Origin of the sequence: Streptococcus sp. 29892, assembly GCF_032594935.1 — a bacterium.
In the GTDB taxonomy this organism is placed as follows: Bacteria; Bacillota; Bacilli; order Lactobacillales; family Streptococcaceae; genus Streptococcus; species Streptococcus hyiners.
In genome coordinates this window covers 1856299-1872974 of the sequence record NZ_CP118734.1, presented here as the reverse complement: position 1 = coordinate 1872974, position 16676 = coordinate 1856299, and the positions used below count along the sequence as shown (strand labels likewise).

Genomic DNA, 16676 nt, shown 5'->3' with positions numbered 1-16676 from the left:
ATAGGTGATTTGTTAGTGATCGTAGTGCTACCTAGGTTAATCTCAATTTTTAGAAAGTGAGAAGAGATGAAGAAAATAATTGTTATCGTCACAAGCATGTTCTTATTAACGGCTTGTGGAAATTCGAGTACAAATACAGAAACACAATCAAGTGTTGAAAGTAGTACAAGTAGTTCAGTGGAGGATAAGGCCTTGACATTAGTACATGGAAAAAATACAACTCAATCTGATGAAGTTGTTCAATATGTTGAGGATTTGCTTGAAAAGAATCCTAACTTAGGAGCAGAAAATGCCATTAGTTTAAATTATGCGGATGCTACGAATTCAGATGGAACCACTACCTACGCCCTGTTCTTAGTAACGAACAGGACGGCAGATAGGATTGAACAGAATTTTGATTTTACGGTTAACTGGTCCTATGATGGAACGGTCATCTATGAAAATCAAAAAGTGCTGTATGAGCCTGATGAATATGGGGTGCTGGAGCCCAATACGACAGCCATTATCTTCCTACCTCTCCCTGCTGAGAGTGTTGATGTTGTAAAAAATATGACAGATAATAGCAAAATTTCACTAAGTATTTCAGATTTAGGATATGTGGAGTAAAGGATGAAAGAATCAACTTTGGGCTATGTTATTTTAACATTCGTATGTTGGCTTCTAGGTTTAGTCTTTTTCTACAACTGGTGGCGCCAAGTGACAATTAGAGATAAGAGTTCGGTAAAAATCAAAGGGATTGTCATTGGTCATAAAATGTTTCAACGATTTCATACACCGATAGTTGAATACTATGTTGATGGAAAGAGGTACAGACAACACTTACGTTACTATATGCGTTATATCGATAAAGGTAATGTTTACTTTACCTATGAAACAGAAGAAGAACTGAAGCGAGAAATACTAAAAGATAGATTAACAATCTATGCAAATGGTTTAAAATGCGATTATAGAAAACATTGGCCTGTTGGCTCGACTATGGCAGTTTACTATAACCCCAAAAATCCTAAATTGGCCTATGTTGAGCGGTATGCAGGAACGATACATTATTTCCGTAATCTAACTATACTAATCTTTGTAGTTTGGCTTCTTGCTATGTCAATTATTTACTTCTTTGCGGGATAAATTTTCAATAGAAAGGAGATTTTCACAATGTAAAAAGATGCTGAAATTGCTCGTTGTAACCAACGGATATCAACTACTAATAGTCAGATTTCAAGTACAGAATCAACAATTGCCAGTTACAAAACAAAGCTAGAAGCACTTAAAAAAGCTTATGAAGCTATGAAGACGACAAGATCTGATTTTAAGGATAAAAAGAAATCATTGAGTCAATTACAGAGGAGCGCGGACACGAGTTGGTCTGGAAACTTATTATGATAAACCACTCGAAGATTTGATTTCAGAGTCAGTGAGGTAGGAAGTAAGGCCCAATCAATCATTTCTAACTTCCAAGTCCCTGAATTATCTTGGTTTGGTTAAGGAGAAAACATGAAAAAAACAGTATGGAATGCCTCTTTAGAAGAGAGCACGGGGTTGGTAACGGATCAGTACATTCAGACTTCAATGGAGGACATAGAGAAAAATGGTTATGGAAAGAAAATCTTGGGATTTTTGACAGTTGAATTTTTTATCTTTCTTATATCATTTATCGGACCGTATTCTGACAAAGAAGTTGGAAAGATATTATTTGTGGAGGCGAAAATCCTATTTTCAATCCCCGTATGGCTCGGCTTATTAGTAATCGTTCATTACTTAATGGACGCTAGAAAGATACGCCATAATCGAATTTTGTCGTATTACTATTTCAATCGGAATATGTTCTTGATGGTGAGTCTTCTGAATTACCAAGTATTTGTTCTATGTGCGATTGGTTCGGCCATGTTTTTTGGTTCGCTAATTGCAGTCATTCTAAACCTATCTATCATAATCTTTGTAATCGCAGAAAGATATCTATGGTTTAAGAAAGAGGTTTTGAATGGCTTATATGGAAATCAATCTGTTTCTAATCCATTGAATGACGTGTTAGAGAAGTTTGTCGTCTTAGGGAGGAAATATGGTGGCTTAATCGTCTTTCCCCTCGTTCTGTTTCGTCTCTTTTTACCTAATAAAGGTGAAGGGATTTATGAGAATGATATTCTAAGAAGTTTAGTCATGATTTTTGGGATTGGTGGGCCTATATTACTTTTCTATTTTTCAGTAGCAATAGTGTTTAGCTGTATTCAAGGATTTTATATTAACAAATATATGGAAGACTATCGTATTCTCTCAGGATATAGTATTGAAGACTGGTATGGTAAAAAGTCCAAGCGATATAAGGAAAGTTTGGGGAAGTAATAAATATAAGCAGGAAACATTAAAATCAGTAGCAAAAAGTGTATTGAACTAAGAGCTAAGACTATTTGCTATTGGTTAAGGAGAAAATATGAAAAAAACACTTTTAGATGCAAGCTTTGAAGAGAGCTTAAATCTATATGATGATCCATCTTATAAAAAATTTGGGAAACCAAATTTTGAATCAGCGCAAGAGACTGAGAAATATAGAGGAACCTTTAAAGGAAATTGGAATACTTTCTGGTGGAGTCTTCTTCTTATTTTTGGCGTCAATTATTTATTTGCTGTCATATCTAATATGATCTATCATCTCCCAAGTGAAAAAACATCCATTACCGGTTCTCCAATCAATTTTTTTCCGTATTGGATCTTTTATCTCTTGGCATTTCTATGGTTACTGATCGTTATTTTGGGAAAAAGATTCAAATTCAAGTTTATTCTAACTTATCGTACTCAGTTTCATATTTTTGTAACCTATTTTATTTGGTTATTGATTGAATTTAATTTACTTTTATTGAATGTATTTTATGGAACCCTCGGTATATTAGGGGTTGGCGTGATTTATTTTTCTCAAGCTGTTATTATTGGCAATCTGTTCAATAATAAAATTAAAAGTCTTAGTCAGTTGCTATATGGTCAATTTTTGCCATCACGATTAGACAGAGCTTTCAGTGTTCTGGCACGGTATTTTTGGATTGTAGTGATTATTTTAACCGTTTTAAAATGGATACTAGAAGGTTGGAAGGGCATGGATGGATTAGGTGTTTTAGGAGCCCTGTCTATATGGTTTATTACCAATATAGGAATTTTGACCTTGCAAATCTATCTTTTTCTTCCGTTCTTTCTTCAGGGCTATTATAAATGGAAATATCCTGAAGAATATCGTGAGTGGGAAGGGAAAACAAAGGAAGAATGGTATTAGAAATGGAGAAATTATTGATGAAGAAATATTTACCAATTGGCTCAGTGGTTCAGCTCAAGAATGGGAATAGGAAAATTATGATTATTAATCGGTTCCCACTTTTTAGAAGAGAGAATGAAGTTGGCTATGATACTATTAAGGATGGAGCTTATAAATTAGTCGATCTAGGTGAGCAATTAGTAGAAAATACAGGAAAAGCAATAGAGTCGGCTTGGAATGATCTGAAATCGGTTGGTCAGAATGTATCTGATTATTTCAACTCAAATTCGAAAATGCTTGCGTCCTGGTTTGGAGGGTAAGCATGGAGCAAAAAAAGCAAATAGTATCAGATATAATAGATACTACAAAAAAGTGGAACATTTTCACAATTATTTTCCTATTTCCAATTATGATAGCAATGTTTATTTTTGCTTCGTATTATTTGCCGACATTTGGTAAAATGTTTGCTTATTCGAACACATCCTTTGCAGCTCCACTTAGCAAGTTTGAAACTTTATTGCAAATTCCTACTCAGGTGTTAGTTTTGATTTTTCTGGTGGGTTGGATTAATTATTTTAGAATCTATTTTATTTCAAGAAATGATAGACCAAAAGCTTACTTGGAAAATTTGCTTGTATTGTCTATTTTGTCCGGTATCGTTTATTATTCATTCATATTCGGATTGCAGTATTTTGTAACAATAGTTTTTCTAAGGATAGTATATTGGGGAATATTCGTTGGCTCTTTGGTTTATATACTATTTTTAATAGTTTCAAGCAAAAACGACGCAAACAACTTGATAAATGCAATCCAAGTTAATAAATTGATTAAGTATATACCTTTTGTATATCTAGTGAATTTGGGGTTAACATTTATTGGAGCAGATATCGATGGATTAGTTGCCAAATTTTTCATGTCAGCCATTATGTTGGCTCCAATTTTCATTATTATATTTTTTACGAACTGGTTTCGAACGACATTACATCAGTATAGAATTGTTACTGAAATCCAGAAAAACCAAGAATACTATCGTCAAGAGTTTGACTACTCCATCGAAGCTTGGTATGGCAAGAAGTCAAAGAAGTATAAGGAATCCTTGAAAGAAAATGTTTAATAGGTTGTGGATGATTGAATTGCCCAGCTAGTTTTAGCTGGGTCTTTTTGGTATAATGGAGTGGTAGAAATGATTCTTCATGGAAGGTTCTTCTGCCTGTCTATTCTAGCTGTAAAGCTCTGCTTTGGGTTGTTTTTGCGATTAGCTGGATTTACAGGCTGTTTAAGGAGATGTGGTTGTCTGCTCTGCTATTTTTCAAAAACCTCAAGAAAGGGTAGTATGAAATTAACATTTAAACAGTCTAAAATAGGCTGCTATCAGATTGTTGAATATCAGGATAAAAAATTTATTATGGATTTGAGTACTTTGAAGCCTAAGTTCTATTATTGGGGATTTTTACCAAAAACAGTCATGTTAGAAATGATAGAAATTGAAAAATCTAATAGTCAATTTGAACTTGATAATGAGAAAAAAATGTCTTTCTCTACTGCAGTCATAACAATAATGGTTCAACCTTTTGTGAAAATTGGTTACGATCTTTTTAAAAATGTATTCGTAAACTATGATATAAGTTCCCAAATAGTGATAAAAACCATTCTATTTTTACTATCAATGAGTATTGCTTATTTTATAGTACTGCAATCTTTAAGAAGGGCTCACTCAAAAGCTCAGATATTACTTGATAAAAATCCTAGTGATTATAAAATTATTTTTCATTCAAACAACCGAAGAAATCCTGTAAACAGTATTATTTTTTTAGGAAATATAATTTTATTTGCTTTCTACATCTATATTAATAATGGAGTTGAAGCAGGATTTTTAGTTATGAATTGTATATGGTCAATATTGTTATTTTTAGCATCTTGGACGATGCCACCAGTTGCTCATTCATATCAAAATAAGTATTTGATTTTTAAAGAAATTAGTAAAAAATAGGAGAACTGTCCATGTTACCAATTGGACGTGTAGTATATTTACAAGAAGGAAGCCAAAAGTTAATGATTATTAGCCGAGGTGTAGTTGTGAAAGAAGAGGGGGAAAATGTGCTATTTGATTACTCTGCCTCGCTTTATCCGCTGGGCTAATTTCCGCAAGTGTTGGTACTGGTGTTGTTTCACCAGTGGCAGGAACAATCTTATCCATGAATCCTGTTGGATTAGCAGTTGTTACAACGATAGGTGTTGGCTTAGCCGTGAATTGGGCTTACAATAGTAATTTTCTAGGTATTAAGGACATTTTAAACGATAGGGGAGATCGAATGACTGAGGATTTAGAAAATGTAGGCCAGGCTATTAGTTCTGGGTGGGATAGTTTAACAGGTGCATTCGGGAGGTAATGTATGGAATTGAAAATAACACAAATAAAAGGTAGCTTTCATTACGTAAGATATAAAGGTGATGAGTATATCATACATAATTGCTGGATATCACCAAGGTCATATTTTTTAGGAAAAAGATCAGATAAATTATCCATTTTTGGTAGGAAAGTGAATCAAGGAGAGCTAGTAAAAAAGAGCCAGAATCCGCGATTCAGTTTATTAGTAATTGCAATTATTATCCAACCGGTTATTGGACTGCTGTACAGGTTCTTGGCTGAACTTTTCAATACTCATTATCTCGGTGGAAATTTAATAATGAAACTTCTTATGTTTGGTATATCCAGCATTGTAGCTTTTATCATATATAAAGTGTTCTACTACGGCGAAGACAAGAGATACCAGTTATCAGAAATTTCTAAGGATGAATTTTTAAAGTTGACGTTTAAGACTGATGGAAAACGACGATTTGGCCTTGCTCCAATTTTTATAATACTTAATACAGTTACTCTGATTATTTATCTTCTCTGGGATAATCCCCAGTCAGGAACATTCTTAATATTAACAACTCTATTCTTTTTTGCAATGTATGTTTTCAGCTATCGAATAATACCTATCGGAGTTCATCATCAGCTTGGATACCTTATTTTTGAAGAAGCGTCCTTTTTGAAAGAGGAATAATACTAATTTAGAATAAATTGTTACAAAAAGTAAAAACTGGAGTATTAAAGTTGTCATCATTCGCTTTTAAGTTCTATTTATTATCGATGATATTGTAAATGATGGGGGAGATCGAATGACTGAGGATTTAGAAAATGTCGGCCAGGCTATTAGTTCTGGGTGGGATAGTTTAACAGGTGCATTCGGGTGGTAATAGATGGAATTAAAATTTAGAAATTCAAATTTAGCGAGATATAATATTGTTGAGTATCAGGGACGAAAGTATATTATGGACCTGCATTCAATGAAAGGGAAATGCTACTATGCAGGACTTCTACCAAAAGAAATCTCTGTTCAGATGACAGAAGTTAGTTTAGATGATGTGTCGTTTGAACGTAAAGGAACACCCAAGTTTAGCACCGGTTTGATTGTTGCTGTAGTTCAACCTTTTGTAAAGCTTTTGTATGATATGATGGAGAGAACATTCATCAGATACAATATCGAACAACAGATGGTGATTAAGACAAGTTTATTCTTACTTCCTCTTATAATATCTTACTTAGTTGTTCAATATTATCTTTTTAGCAGTGGTCGCATTGCCGAGCAACGATTGCAAAATTATACTAAGAAAATGCAAGTATCATTTACTCCGAATGGGAAGAGGATGTTTGGTTGGCAACTTTTGATTTTGATCAATCTTGTAATTTTTGGATTTTACATGCTTCAAAATACTAGTGGATCAGGAACATTTTTAATCATAAATGGGATAGTAACGACGTTGATGTTGCTAGGTTTTATTGCAATGTCACCAGTCAGCACTCCGTATCGGAATGGTGAGCTAATTTTAACAAATATTTCGGAAGTAAGTGATTAGGAATGAATGTATCTTATTATTAAAGGAGAATAAATTATGTTACCAATTGGAAGTGTAGTATATTTACAAGAAGGAAGCCAAAAGTTAATGATAATTAGCCGGGGTGTAATTGTGAAAGAAGAGGGGGAAAATGTGCTATTTAATTACTCTGCCTCGCTTTATCCGCTGGGAGTAAATCCTGATAAAACGTATTATTTTAACCAAGAAAATATTGACAAAGTTATTTTTGAGGGTTATAAGGATGAGGAAGAAGTGCGTTTTCAAGAATTATATACCAAATGGTTGGAAACAGATGGAGCTGAATATCCTAAAGGGAAAGTTCCAAAAAATAAAGATTAAGTAATTGTGTTTATAGCAATTGATTTTTCATCCAGACAGGCGTACCTTGTCTGGTTTTTTTGGTATAATGGAAAGGTATATTCTTAAACTTAGAACATACTTCCAACGAACCTGACTTAGCCTCTTTCTATCAAGGTCTTGCGGCTGATATGGAGCGAACCAACCATGCCTTTGAGGAGGAAGTTGGTGAATTACAAGCTCAGTACAAGAAAGAGATGACGGAAACAGAGGCACGTATCGATCGACTGCATAAGGAGAAACAGAATTACTACAGTCAATCACGAGTAACAGAAGAAAAAGTAAAGGAGAAACCGAATGGTTAAGATGAATCTACCTAGCTCGGACACACAGGCAGCTTCCTTCGGTCAGGTAGTGGCCTCTCGGATAGGGGCATATGAGTCAGCTATGCAGGCTCTTGTTTCTTTTATAGATGCGACTGGCCTATCTGGTCAAGCTTATAAAAATGCCAAAGACTATGCGACGAGCACTCTTTTGCCTCTGCTTAAAGCAGCGATTCTCTACGAGGAATCTTTGAGCGAGGCGGTTAAGCGCCTCCCTTCCGACTATCGGGCTACCGAATACCTGGAAGGGAAAAGTCTCGATTCGGATGTATTGGAAGCAGAGTTAGCTCGTTTGGAGTCGGTAGGCATGCGTCTGGAGGGGTCGATTGATCGAGCTTTGGAGATGGCTCGTGACTATCCTGATTATGAGTGGCATGCCCATTCCATGATGCGCCAGCTCCACCAGGTTATAGACCGTAAGAACAAGGTTCGACGCCAACTTCAAGCCTTGCTTGCCTTTAATGAGCGGTCGAGCGGTTTCTTTTCGGGTATAGGAGACCTAGAAACGCAGCTTAGTCAAGGGATTGCCCAAGTTGGCAGTGACATGAGTAACTTTTCTGGAAGTTTTCCAAGTGGTCTAAGTCCAGTATGGGTTTCAAAGGTCAATCAGAAATGGAACGACCGTGTGAAGCGGATGAGAGATACTTCTAGTCCTGCGGATTTCAGGAAGTTGGAGGAGAGGGAAGCGGATTATGAATTGGTTAATGTAAAATTCCAATCGGTTTTTGAAAAAGCTCAAAAAGGGTTTAGTCTAATTGATGAAGATATTCAAGCGGTTGAAAAATATCTTGAAAAATATCCACAAGCAAAAATCCCGGAACATCTGCAAGATGCAATAATTCGGTTTGAAAAACAAAAAGAAAATCAAATGACAGTCGAGGAAAAAATCGAGGATGCGACTCATGGGGCAGTAACTGATGTAAGTTTAGGTGGATTATCTTACTTGCTTACTAAGGAGAATGGATTGGCGTCAAAAATAGGTTATTCACTAGGGACAATTTTTGATGATGCGGCAGGACCGATTGCCCGTTCTACTAATGATGCAATTCGCGCTAGTTATACAGGTGCAATTAATACTGTTGGTGATGCAATAGGATCAACAGTCTTTGGAGCAACTATTGGTTCAGTGATTGGTATGATGCAAGGAGATAGCTCTGGACAGGCAATTGCTGGTTCAGTGATGACGACTGTTACATCGGTAGTGGTTGGACAAGGAATTACCTTAGGTCTTTATTCTATAGGTTTGATTGCTAATGCAACACCAGTGGGTTGGGCCGCTATTGGTATTGGTGTAGCAGCTGGGGCAATATCATCATGGCTATATAATTCCGATTTTATGGGTATGAGAAGTGTTGCTCAAGATTGGGGAGAGAATATGGATGAAACATTTTCTAATATAGGAACTGCATTTAAAAATGTAGGAGATTTTTTATGGGGAAATTAATAAATACAGTTACCGTATACAAGACAAGGAAAATTAATAATCCCCGTTATCGTGAACTTCAGATAAATGAGGAATATTATTTGATTGATTTGGATGCTAATCCATTATTATGGTTTTTCCCTGGGATTGTAGGTCTTTTCCCAATGAAAGCCCAAAAAATAAATCAAAGAGTAGTTAGAAAAGAAAAAAGAGCTCCTCAAGTAAAGGTGACAGTTGGGCTGGTTACTCCTATTGCCACAATGCTCATTTTTAGATTTTTTCCAAAGGATGCATTTATTTTTTCGAAGCAAACACTGTTATTGTTAATTTTGTTGACACAACTAATTTTGTTTTGTACTAAATTACTAATCAGTCGCATGTTAAAGCTGTCAGATGGAGAGAAGTATACTTTAAAAATTTACTATTCAAACTTGACATCGTTTTATAAACAGGTTCTCCCGGGGTTGATAGGTTTTGTACTTTTATACTTTTGGTTAGTCAGTGAGTTTCTTCGTACAGGTTCGATTTTGGTATTTTTTACGACTATTGGCTTTAATGCTCTACTTCTTTATTTTCACAACCTTATGCATATGCCATTAGAGGTCAGTAGTGTTGAAATTAAAGAAAATCAATAGACTGTTTATATATGCAATGACTGGCATTAATTTTGGGTCATTCGTTAGAAGTAATTTTCTGTGATTCAATAGGAAAATTGCCCGATTTTACAAATGATGTCATTCATATTGTCTATACGTGCAAAAATATTTTTGTTGTTAAGATTGTGGATAGAATATGGATGAAACTTTTTCTGATATAGGAACGGCATTTAAAAATGTAGGATATTTTTTATGAGGAGGTTAGATTATTGAGTGAAAAGATTAATATTGAAAATAGTAATTATATACGGCACAAGATACTGGTTTATAAAGGTAAAAGATACTTGATTGATTTAGATGATAGTTTGTTATATTGTTTTTTTCCATCTTTAATTTGGATAAGACCGATTGTTATCTATGAAATTGATTCAGATAATGAATTTAGAAAAAAGTCAGCGTTATCCAAAAAGGGATGGTTTGGATTGACCATTATAATTGCCTCCCTGACCTCTGCTCTTTTTACAAGACTTTTACCTGAAAACTTTTATGAAGTGGTATATATTGATAATGTGAGAATAACGATAGGGTTGATGGTCTTGCTACATGTCGTTGCTTTTTCTCTAAAGTGTTTTCAACGGCAGAAAGATGCTAAAGTGGGAAAGAATAGAAAAATGGTGCAATTTCGTTACAATCAAGCAGTAATTCGTTCATACTATTTACAACGTTTATTTGGATTTGTCATACTTTTTACAATTTACGGCTATTTTCTACATTGGTTTATCACAAAGGGGAACTTACTGGTAGGAGTCTTGATTGCTCTTGGAACAATTTTCTATTATTTTTTAAATAATATAATTGTTCCGATTAAGCCGATAGATGAAATAGTATTTTTAAAAGAGTAAAGGAAGCGGAGACTTAATTTGAAGGAACCAGAACAAAACTACATTATCACAAAAGTAGGAAACCTACGCTACCGTCAGTTACAAGTGGGAAGTGATTATTATCTTTTAGACTTGGACACACATATTTGGACTTGGTTGATTCCGACAAGTGTGTGGTGGTTTCCTATGAGAGTTTATCGATTAAAAGGACCAAAATTTTTTGTGAGCAAGAAACAGCCACAAATTTCGCCATATTTGGTTTCATCGCTAGTCGCTATCTTTTTCACACGTTTTTCTTTGGTATATACCAATTATAACCAATTTATCGCAGGTTCAATTATGCTAGGAGTGTGCGTACTGTTATTTTTAGCCAGGCTGTTGTGGAGTAAGAAGCAAGCAGTGGAATTTACCGAAGTGAAGATTGTTCGTATAGAATTTTCTAAGTCTTCAAGACGAAACTACTTTAAAAGGATGGTATTTCCAATATTGTTTTTATTCACAATACTATTTGTAGGTGCTTATTATTTTTTAATAGGAGAGCTCCTTGGTATTGTTGTTGTATTTATACTATTTTTGATGCTATTAAATTCAAGCGGTGCTTCAATGGCGCCTGATGATATAGAGATGATAACATTTATATAAGTGAGGAGGAAATAATGCAAACAATTGGCAGTATTGTCTACTTGAAAGAAGGTGGACAAAAAATGATGATATTAAATCGTGGAGCAATAGTTGATCTAGGTGAAGGACAGGTGTACTTTGATTACTCTGCTTGTGCGTATCCAGTGGGGTTCAGTCCGGAAAAAATTTTTTATTTTAACGAAGAGAATATTGATAAAGTTATTTTCGAAGGATACCAAGATGAGGATGAGGAGAGATTTAGAGAGCTTTATGATAATTGGTTTAAGCAAAATGGAGGGAAGCTTGAAAAAGGGACGGTTAGAAAGCCAATCTAACAGCGAATCTTTTAATTTTGAGGTAAGTAGAGGTGTGTTTTTTTATCTAATGCATAGGTAGCTTGTTCTAGCTTATTACTTTAGTCTATACATAAATTTATAAAAACAGAACAGAATACAATTCTTTGAATGACTATGACAGGTTATGGTGTTATAGATAATAATCTACCTAAGATATTTCTATCCAGACAGGGTCACCTTGTCTGGATTTTTGGTATAATGGAAAGGTAGATTTTTCCTTGATACATAAGCAATCAGACTGGACTTGTTTCAAAGTGGAGCTGATGGATATGACAGAGTTAGACTTACCAAACTTACTTCACTCTTGGAAATGGTCTGCTATTTTTCAAAAAAAGTAATATAGGAACTGCGGGTTCAGGTAATTCAGAGGTCATCCAGTATTATATTCTCTCACTTGCGGTCAATTTCCAACTCCCGCTTCAAGCTGGCGCTCAAGGTGGCAGATCGGAGCGACTCCATGGAGATGCTTAAGACGCCAGATGCGGCTGAGATTACTCAGGTGGGTCGTGGCTACCTCCAGGTCGGAAACAATGAAGTGTATGAACTCTTCCAGTCTGCCTGGTCTGGGGCTGATTACCAGCCAGATAAGGATGAGCAGGGGATTGAGGACCATACCATCTATGCCATCAATGACATCGGTCAATATGAGATTCTCAACGAAGACCTGTCAGGTCTGGATCAGGCTGAGTCCATCAAGGAGGTTCCGAGTGAGCTTCAAGTAAAAAAACACCCTCAGAGCATGAGAACTCTGGGGGTGTATTTGTTTATTTCATACTTCTCACTACCTTCTCAAAACTCTCCGACCTTGCTTCTACACTAATTTCTTCGAGGGTCAGCGGGTGGGTTAGTCTGAGTTTTTGGGCGTGGAGCATGAGGCGGGGGGCAGCGACTTGACTGTAAAGAGGGTCACCGATTAGAGCATGACCGTGGTGGGCTAGATGGACTCGGATTTGGTGGGTCCGACCTGTCTGGAGGCGGCAGGATACCAGACTATTTTTGCCAAGGGTCTTCAAGAGGTGGACCTGGGTAAGAGCAGTCTGCCCCTTGCGGTTATCGACCACCCGCTTTCTGCGGTCGTGTCGGTCCCGTCCAATTTTATCGGTGATAATCCAGTCTGTCTTTCTTAGCTGGCCTTGGCAGAGGGCTAGGTAGTCACGGTAGATGACCTTGTCCTCCAAAAGCCGATTGAGAATGGGCAGGATAAAGGGATTTTTAGCAAAGAGAATGGCTCCGCTGGTTTCCATATCAAGTCTGTGGACCACATAGCAGGTCTGGCCGACATAGGCAGATACATGGTTGAGCAGGGCAATTTCCGTCGGTTCATTGCCGTGGGTTTTCATGCCTTCAGGCTTGTTGACGATAATCAAATGCTCATCCTGATAGAGTTCCTCCACCAAGTCCGCCTGTCCTAGAGGAATACTTTTTTCAGGATAATCTTCCTGGTCAAAGGTCAATTCTAACAAGTCACCTGCGGTAATCGGACTCTGCCAGTTTATCAGCTCACCGTTGACGCGGACATGCTTCTTGGTGCGGAGGAAGTGGCGGATTTTTCTGGGAATGAGAAAATAATCTTCCAAGACTTCCTTGACAGTCAGTTGGGGAAAGGCTTGGGGAATACGAATATCAATTTTCATCTTATAGGCTGGTCGAGTGCTTGGGTTGCACTTTTTCGTTTGGATTGAGGTAGTTCATGGCATTGTTAACAGCGGTTGGGGCTTCGCCCAGTCCAGTCGCAATCAGGTCAACTTTGCCTTCGTAGAAGCAACAGTCACCGATGGCATAGATACCAGGGACAGAGGTTTCTTGCTTGCTGTTGACAATGATTCGGTGGCGATTGAGTTCCAATCCCCATTCTTTTAGCGTACCGACAGATGACTTGAAACCGTAGTTGACAAAGAGGTGATCGAAAGACAGGGTCAGCTTGTCCTCGCTCTTTACCTTGTCAAAATCAATGCTAGAAGCTCTGCCATTTTCCCCAGAAAGCCCTTTAGGGATAAAAGGTGTGTGGATGGTGACGCTGGACTGCTTGAGCTCCTCTACGCTGTGCTCAAGGGCTCGGAAATTGTCACGACGGTGGACAATCTGAGTGGTCTTGGCGATCTTTTCAAAGGCTAGAGACCAGTCGACCGCAGAGTCACCGCCACCCAAGACGACGATGTCCTTGTCGGCATACTGCTGGATATTAGACACGTGGTAGTGGACGTTGTCAAAGCTGTCAGCACCATCAATCTCCAGCGGACGTGGCTTGAAGGCCCCGCCACCCATAGCGATAATCAGGGTCTTGGTCTGGTGGCAGCCCTTGTTGGTCCTTAGGGTAATGGTTTCCCCAGGTTCGATAGCAGTCAGGGTTTCATTGAGGCAGATGGTAGTGTCAAAGGGCGCCAGTTGTGCAAGGAGGTTGTCGGTCAACTCCTGTCCGGTCAGACTTGGAAAGGCTGGGATGTCCAAAATAGCTTTTTCAGGATAGAGAATGGCGGGTTGGCCACCCAGTTGGGGCAGGGAGTCAATGATTTTGACCTTGGCTTGACGGAGGTGGGCGTAGAAAGCGGCGAAGAGACCGACTGGTCCGCCACCGATGATGGTAATATCATATACTTGTGTCATGGAATATCCTTTTCTTGTTCAGAATGACCCTATTTTATCATATTTTTGGAAAATTTTCTCTGTCTGTTGTCACAAGTGGCCGCAGGCTTTTTTCTGCTAGTTTTTAGGAAATGGTGTATAATGGTACAAAATTCATTAGAAAGAGGTATGTAATGGACAGAGATGATTTAGAGTATCAACCGATTGATGTACCAGAGGACTTTCAGGCTGAGCAGGAAGAATATCCTCGTCGTAGCCGTCGAGGAAGTGGTAAATCTTTAGAAAAAGCAAAGAAGAAGTCACGAATTCCAGAGCCGATTCGCAAGTTTTGGCGTCGCTATCAGTTGACTAAGATTTTAATGATTGTGATTGGGGTCATGGTGTTGACCGTAGGTGGTTATCTCTTCTTCCTAGCCAAAACAGCCAATGTTGGGGATTTACAGGAAGCTCTCAAGGCTACCACCATTATCTACGATAAGGATGGAGCGGAAGCAGGCACCTTGTCTGGTCAAAAAGGCACCTATGTGGAGCTGGATGCGATTTCGGATCATATGGAAAATGCCGTCATCGCGACGGAAGATAGGAGTTTTTATAAAAACTCAGGAATTAACTATCAGCGGACTATTCTAGCGGTCTTGACCTTGGGACGTTCAGGTGGTGGTTCAACCATTACGCAGCAGTTGGCCAAGAATGCCTTTTTGACCCAGGACCAGACCATCAGTCGGAAGGCCAGAGAATATTTCCTTGCCCTTGAAATCAATAAAAAATATAGCAAGCAGGAAATCCTAACCATGTACCTCAACAATGCTTATTTTGGTAATGGGGTCTGGGGGGTGGAAGACGCCAGTCAAAAGTATTTTGGGATTTCAGCTAGTGATTTGTCGATTGAGCAATCCGCTTTACTAGCAGGCATGTTGAAAGGTCCGGAGATTTACAATCCCTATTACTCAATTGAGAATGCGACCAATCGTCGGGATACTATTTTGCAAGCCATGGTAGATGCTGGAGTCATTGATCAGGCAACGGCGGATGCGGGCTTTCAGGTTGATTTGGCTAGTCAATTGGCTGACACTTATTCAGGAAAACAGAGTAACTATTCCTACCCATCTTATTTTGATGCGGTCATTGCGGAGGCCATTGATAGATATGGTTTGAAAGAATCGGACATCATTAACAACGGCTATCGGATCTACACGGAGATGGACCAAAATTCGCAGGCTAGTATGCAGGTCATTTTTGATGATGAAAGTATGTTCCCATCCTCCAACTATGATGGGACCTATGCCCAGGCTGCCAGTGTGGCTCTTGATCCTCAGACAGGTGGTGTGCGTGCCTTGGTTGGTCGTGTCAACAGTGCAGAAGATGCAGACTTTAGAACCTTTAACTTTGCGACACAGGGGCAGAGAAGTCCTGGGTCAACCATTAAGCCTCTTGTAGCCTATGCACCTGCGGTGGCTGCGGGCTGGTCCACAGACATGGCTTTGGATAACCATACGGAAACCTATGGCGATTACACTTTACATAACTACGATCGTTCTACCTCGGACACTATTCCAATGTATCAAGCTTTGGCTCTTTCTTACAATTTGCCAGTAGCCTACATAGTGAACACCTTGGGCATTGACAAGGCCTTCGAATATGGGAAAAAGTTCGGTCTGAACATGGATGAAGTCGAAAAGGTCTTGGGTGTTTCAATTGGTTCGGGTGTGGAAACTAATCCTCTACAAATGGCCCAGGCCTATGCTGTCTTTGCTAATAAGGGTGTCATGAAAGACGCTCACTTGATTACTCGAATCGAAACAGCTAGCGGTAAGGTTCTGGCAGAGCACCGTGAAACCAGTACTAAGGTTCTTGATCGGTCGGTGGCTGATAAGATGACTTCAATGATGTTGGGAACATTTACAAACGGTACAGGTGTAACAGCTGATGCGGCAAATTACTACTTGGCTGGTAAGACGGGAACGACGGAAACCAGCTTTAATGTGGATTTGGTCAATGACCAGTGGCACATTGCCTACACGCCAGATTTGGTTATTAGTCAGTGGGTTGGTTTTGAGCAGACGGATGAAAACCATTATATCGACAGTGGTAGCTATTGGATGGCACCGGCAGTTTTTCAAACGGTGGCCAATTCCATACTTCCCTATACTGCGGGAACTCCTTTTGATGTTGAGAATGCCTATGTGCAAAATGGAATTGTGGAGGTAGCAGAAGAACCAGCGACACAGTCTGAGGTTGGCATTAGCCAGGAGCAGGTACAGGAGATCTCCGATCAAGCTCGTAATCTGATTGAGCAAACCAAGCAAAATTTGATTGATGCCCAGTTGCCTGAGAGGGCTAAATCTCTTTGGGATACGGTTACAACTTGGTTTGAGGAGTTGTCAAATCCTTAGAAACATGA

The 16676-nt window shown here is 38.4% G+C and carries 21 protein-coding genes and 1 pseudogene; 20 read left to right on the top strand and 2 right to left on the bottom strand.

The window, feature by feature from the left end; all coding sequences use genetic code 11:
* The first annotated feature begins 66 nt into the window (after nt 1–66).
* From PW220_RS09375 to PW220_RS09290, 19 genes and pseudogenes are all read left to right on the top strand, one after another.
* Nucleotides 67–606 carry a hypothetical protein gene (locus PW220_RS09375; RefSeq protein ID WP_248055623.1) on the top strand — a complete coding sequence of 180 codons (540 nt, stop codon included), beginning with the start codon at nt 67–69 and terminating at the stop codon, nt 604–606.
* A gap of 3 nt (nt 607–609) precedes the next feature.
* Nucleotides 610–1122 (top strand): DUF3592 domain-containing protein, encoded by a 513-nt coding sequence (locus tag PW220_RS09370; RefSeq protein WP_248055621.1) that lies wholly within the window; start codon nt 610–612, stop codon nt 1120–1122.
* Between the two features lie 45 nt (nt 1123–1167).
* Nucleotides 1168–1377: a YwqH-like family protein gene (locus PW220_RS10380; RefSeq protein ID WP_398582938.1), complete on the top strand. Its 210-nt coding sequence runs from the start codon at nt 1168–1170 to the stop codon at nt 1375–1377.
* Between the two features lie 111 nt (nt 1378–1488).
* On the top strand, nt 1489–2334 hold the full coding sequence (locus tag PW220_RS09365) for a hypothetical protein (RefSeq protein ID WP_248055617.1): 846 nt from the start codon (nt 1489–1491) through the stop codon (nt 2332–2334).
* Nucleotides 2335–2422: 88 nt separating this feature from the next.
* Nucleotides 2423–3253 carry a hypothetical protein gene (locus PW220_RS09360; RefSeq protein ID WP_029743644.1) on the top strand — a complete coding sequence of 277 codons (831 nt, stop codon included), beginning with the start codon at nt 2423–2425 and terminating at the stop codon, nt 3251–3253.
* Nucleotides 3254–3270: 17 nt separating this feature from the next.
* Entirely contained in the window at nt 3271–3552 is a 282-nt protein-coding gene (locus PW220_RS09355) for a DUF4176 domain-containing protein (protein ID WP_316716470.1), read from the top strand.
* A 2-nt stretch (nt 3553–3554) separates the two neighbouring features.
* Nucleotides 3555–4346, top strand: a complete 792-nt coding sequence (locus PW220_RS09350) for a hypothetical protein (RefSeq protein ID WP_105210102.1) — start codon at nt 3555–3557, stop codon at nt 4344–4346.
* A gap of 219 nt (nt 4347–4565) precedes the next feature.
* Nucleotides 4566–5222 (top strand): DUF443 domain-containing protein, encoded by a 657-nt coding sequence (locus tag PW220_RS09345; protein WP_248055611.1) that lies wholly within the window; start codon nt 4566–4568, stop codon nt 5220–5222.
* Nucleotides 5223–5233: 11 nt separating this feature from the next.
* Nucleotides 5234–5371 carry a DUF4176 domain-containing protein gene (locus tag PW220_RS09340; RefSeq protein WP_248055608.1) on the top strand — a complete coding sequence of 46 codons (138 nt, stop codon included), beginning with the start codon at nt 5234–5236 and terminating at the stop codon, nt 5369–5371.
* Nucleotides 5372–5625: 254 nt separating this feature from the next.
* On the top strand, nt 5626–6282 hold the full coding sequence (locus PW220_RS09335) for a DUF443 domain-containing protein (RefSeq protein WP_248055604.1): 657 nt from the start codon (nt 5626–5628) through the stop codon (nt 6280–6282).
* Between the two features lie 196 nt (nt 6283–6478).
* Nucleotides 6479–7135, top strand: coding sequence for a DUF443 domain-containing protein (locus PW220_RS09330; RefSeq protein ID WP_248055602.1), 657 nt, complete (start codon nt 6479–6481; stop codon nt 7133–7135).
* Nucleotides 7136–7171: 36 nt separating this feature from the next.
* Nucleotides 7172–7474, top strand: coding sequence for a DUF4176 domain-containing protein (locus tag PW220_RS09325; protein WP_248055600.1), 303 nt, complete (start codon nt 7172–7174; stop codon nt 7472–7474).
* Between the two features lie 149 nt (nt 7475–7623).
* The gene (locus PW220_RS09320; RefSeq protein WP_248055597.1) at nt 7624–7797 is read left to right on the top strand and encodes a hypothetical protein; all 174 of its coding nucleotides are present in this window, start codon (nt 7624–7626) and stop codon (nt 7795–7797) included.
* Complete coding sequence (locus tag PW220_RS09315) at nt 7790–9259, top strand: T7SS effector LXG polymorphic toxin (RefSeq protein WP_248055595.1); 1470 nt, start codon at nt 7790–7792, stop codon at nt 9257–9259. Before PW220_RS09320 ends, PW220_RS09315 begins: the two co-directional genes overlap by 8 nt.
* Nucleotides 9247–9873 carry a DUF443 family protein gene (locus tag PW220_RS09310; RefSeq protein WP_248055593.1) on the top strand — a complete coding sequence of 209 codons (627 nt, stop codon included), beginning with the start codon at nt 9247–9249 and terminating at the stop codon, nt 9871–9873. The genes PW220_RS09315 and PW220_RS09310 overlap by 13 nt, the downstream gene beginning before the upstream one ends.
* A gap of 230 nt (nt 9874–10103) precedes the next feature.
* Nucleotides 10104–10736, top strand: coding sequence for a DUF443 family protein (locus tag PW220_RS09305; RefSeq protein WP_248055591.1), 633 nt, complete (start codon nt 10104–10106; stop codon nt 10734–10736).
* An 18-nt stretch (nt 10737–10754) separates the two neighbouring features.
* Nucleotides 10755–11357, top strand: coding sequence for a DUF443 family protein (locus PW220_RS09300; protein WP_248055590.1), 603 nt, complete (start codon nt 10755–10757; stop codon nt 11355–11357).
* A 14-nt stretch (nt 11358–11371) separates the two neighbouring features.
* Nucleotides 11372–11671 (top strand): DUF4176 domain-containing protein, encoded by a 300-nt coding sequence (locus PW220_RS09295; protein WP_248055588.1) that lies wholly within the window; start codon nt 11372–11374, stop codon nt 11669–11671.
* Nucleotides 11672–12098: 427 nt separating this feature from the next.
* Nucleotides 12099–12407: pseudogene (locus PW220_RS09290) on the top strand (type VII secretion protein EssC); the annotation flags it as partial.
* A gap of 49 nt (nt 12408–12456) precedes the next feature.
* Here PW220_RS09290 and PW220_RS09285 read toward each other — a convergent pair.
* Nucleotides 12457–13326 carry an RluA family pseudouridine synthase gene (locus PW220_RS09285; RefSeq protein WP_248055586.1) on the bottom strand — a complete coding sequence of 290 codons (870 nt, stop codon included), beginning with the start codon at nt 13324–13326 and terminating at the stop codon, nt 12457–12459.
* Nucleotide 13327: 1 nt separating this feature from the next.
* The gene (locus tag PW220_RS09280; protein WP_248055584.1) at nt 13328–14296 is read right to left on the bottom strand and encodes an NAD(P)/FAD-dependent oxidoreductase; all 969 of its coding nucleotides are present in this window, start codon (nt 14294–14296) and stop codon (nt 13328–13330) included.
* Between the two features lie 152 nt (nt 14297–14448).
* On the opposite strand from PW220_RS09280, the gene pbp2a reads away from it, so the two are divergent.
* Nucleotides 14449–16668, top strand: a complete 2220-nt coding sequence (gene pbp2a / locus PW220_RS09275) for a penicillin-binding protein PBP2A (protein WP_248055582.1) — start codon at nt 14449–14451, stop codon at nt 16666–16668.
* Nucleotides 16669–16676 lie beyond the last annotated feature (8 nt).